This is a genomic window from Microbacterium paludicola (assembly GCF_039529675.1).
Taxonomy (GTDB): Bacteria; Actinomycetota; Actinomycetes; order Actinomycetales; family Microbacteriaceae; genus Microbacterium; species Microbacterium paludicola.
The window spans coordinates 1-2242 of the sequence record NZ_BAAANG010000041.1 but is presented as its reverse complement, the minus strand read 5'-3'; the positions used below and the strand labels follow the sequence as shown (position 1 = coordinate 2242).

The following is a 2242-nucleotide window of genomic DNA, read 5'->3' as shown; positions in this document are numbered from 1 at the left end:
CCCCTATTGAGGAGGTTGGAACGATGGGAATGGACGTCTACGGGAAGGCCCCGACCAGCGAGAAGGGCGAATACTTCCGAAACTCGGTCTGGTACTGGCACCCCCTCGCGGAGTACATCCAGGCCGCTCACCCGGCCCTCGCAGAGCCGTGCCAGCACTGGCACACCAACGACGGCGACGGCCTCGACGCCGAGCAGGCACGCGCGCTCGGCGAAGCGCTGCGCACCGACATCCACAAGGGCACCGTGGCTGCGTACGCCAGCGCCTACGCCGCACGGATCGAGAGCATCCCGCGCGAGGGCTGCCGGTACTGCGAGGGCACCGGCACCCGACGGGACGAGGTCGGCCAGCAGATGGGCATGGTCGAGCGCGGCTGGTGCAACGCCTGCGACGGCGTCGGCACCTGCGCCCCGCCCGAGGCTCACTACCCGTTCGACGAAGCCAACGTGGCGGCCTTCGCCCGGTTCGCCATCGCATCCGGCGGCTTCGAGATCTGGTGACCGCACCGCCTCGGCCGCCACGCGCGGCCGAGGCCCCCGGCCCACACCCCACAGACACGAGGAGGAACACCATGTCCACCTGGAACAGCATCACCATCGAGGAGCCCGGAGCCCTCACCATCGACACCCTGCCCACGGCCCTCACCAGCGACGGCGAACTCTGGGAAGGCTACGACGCAATCGACGAGCGCGAGGACGTACCCGAGCGCGAAGTGGCCGCCGGCTACACGATCCCCGGCCGCACCGGCAACCCGGACGGCTCGATCATCATCCAGGGCCACAGCAAGTACACCGCCGACGAAGCGTCCGCCGCCCTCGCGGAACTCTCCAAGCACACCGGCCGGATCGTCCACCGCGAGGAATGGGACTACGACGAGGTGGGCGGCAGCGTCACCGTCTACGAGAACGGCGCCGCCGTGCCCGACCTCGGCCAGCACACCGAGCTGATCCCCGACCAGCTGCCCAAGCTCATCGGCGACCTGCGGCGAGCGCTCGCGGTTCGCGGGTACGAGCGGAACACCCGGCCGCGCGTGCGGGATGCCGCGCGGGCGTTGGTGGCCAGCTGGGACAGCCGGGTCTGAACCGGGCCGGGCGGTCGGTTTCGTCGGCACCGGCCGCCCGGCCCGGTTCAATGTCGGAGGCCCCTAGTAGATTAATACCTGTCAGAGATACCAGTTACTAGGAGAGGAAGACCCCATGACCACCATCACTGCCCCGGCCCTCGAGGAGACCCCGGTCCGCGTGGATGAGATCCGGCGCGACCGCGAGCTCACGACCCGGATCGTGCTGCTGGACCGGGAGTTCGATCGCCGCGGCGAGACGTTCCACAGCGCCGTCGACATCACGACCTGGTACCAGCGAGACGCCAAGCAGTTCCGTTCGTTCGCCCACCACGTCACCGTCAGCGAGCGGTGGGTGCGCGCGGTGATCGGGTTCGGGCACTCGACGGTGCCGATGCCGCGGGCGGTCACTCCGGTGTCGCGGTTCTCGCAGAAGGCCCTGGAGGCGGCGCACCAGCGCTACGTGGACAGCGCCCGGTCGCCGCTGATGTGGCGTGCGCTGCTGGCCTGGGCTGCCGCGCAGGACGTGTCCGACTGACCGACCCCCGGGGCCTCTCCGAGCGGGAGGCCCCGGCTCCCCGAGGAGGCACCATGACGAACGCAGCCGACAACCGTCCCGCCGAGATCCGCGTGCTGCACGCGCTTGACGGCACCCCGCGCCCGCTGGAGGAGATCGCGCAGCGGGCGGGCCTGTCGATCCAGGGTGCGCAGTTCTCGCTTGCGCTGCTGGAGATCGACGGCCGGGTCGAATCTTCTCTCGCCGGCTGGCGGATCAGCTCGCGCAATGTCGGAGGCTCCTAGTAGATTAATACCTGTCAGAGATACCAGTTACTAGGAGAGGAAGACCCCATGACCACCACCACCCGCCTCGCCGTCAAGGTCACTCCGGACGGGCGCACCGAGCGCCTCGACCTCGGCGCCGACGCCTACCCCGTGCTCAGCGGAGCGGTCGAGGGACTCATCGAGCCGGTGACCCTCACCGCCGACCTCGAGTTCTACGTGAACGAGGACGGCTGGGCCCAGTTCGGCGGCGCGCACCGCAACCCGACCGCGGAGGCCGCCCAGTGGGCCATCCTCGGCGGAGCCAACCTAATCGTCGGCCCCGCGGTGTTCACCGGAGGGCTCGACGAGGAGGGCGAGACCCTCGGCCTCAGCGAGGAGCACGCTCAGCAGATCGAGCAG

At 69.7% G+C, this 2242-nt stretch carries 5 protein-coding genes; all 5 read left to right on the top strand.

Annotated features, from left to right (window positions below; genetic code table 11):
- Positions 1 to 500 (top strand): hypothetical protein (locus ABD161_RS15390; protein ID WP_344004959.1); only part of this gene is annotated, 500 nt, incomplete at its 5' end.
- A 71-nt stretch (positions 501 to 571) separates the two neighbouring features.
- A complete protein-coding gene (locus ABD161_RS15385) occupies positions 572 to 1081 on the top strand; it encodes a hypothetical protein (protein ID WP_344004956.1) in 510 nt (169 codons plus the stop codon).
- Positions 1082 to 1196: 115 nt separating this feature from the next.
- Positions 1197 to 1598 (top strand): hypothetical protein, encoded by a 402-nt coding sequence (locus ABD161_RS15380; RefSeq protein ID WP_344004953.1) that lies wholly within the window; start codon positions 1197 to 1199, stop codon positions 1596 to 1598.
- 53 nt (positions 1599 to 1651) lie between these two features.
- Complete coding sequence (locus ABD161_RS15375; protein ID WP_344004950.1) at positions 1652 to 1861, top strand: DprA-like winged helix domain-containing protein; 210 nt, start codon at positions 1652 to 1654, stop codon at positions 1859 to 1861.
- 48 nt (positions 1862 to 1909) lie between these two features.
- Positions 1910 to 2242 (top strand): DUF3846 domain-containing protein (locus tag ABD161_RS15370; RefSeq protein WP_344004947.1); only part of this gene is annotated, 333 nt, incomplete at its 3' end.

Excerpts from the sequence above, each read along its gene's own strand:
- ABD161_RS15385 (WP_344004956.1), top strand. The coding sequence starts at position 572 with ATGTCCACCTGGAACAGCATCACCATCGAGGAGCCCGGAGCCCTCACC.
- ABD161_RS15380 (WP_344004953.1), top strand. The coding sequence starts at position 1,197 with ATGACCACCATCACTGCCCCGGCCCTCGAGGAGACCCCGGTCCGCGTG.
- ABD161_RS15375 (WP_344004950.1), top strand. The coding sequence starts at position 1,652 with ATGACGAACGCAGCCGACAACCGTCCCGCCGAGATCCGCGTGCTGCAC.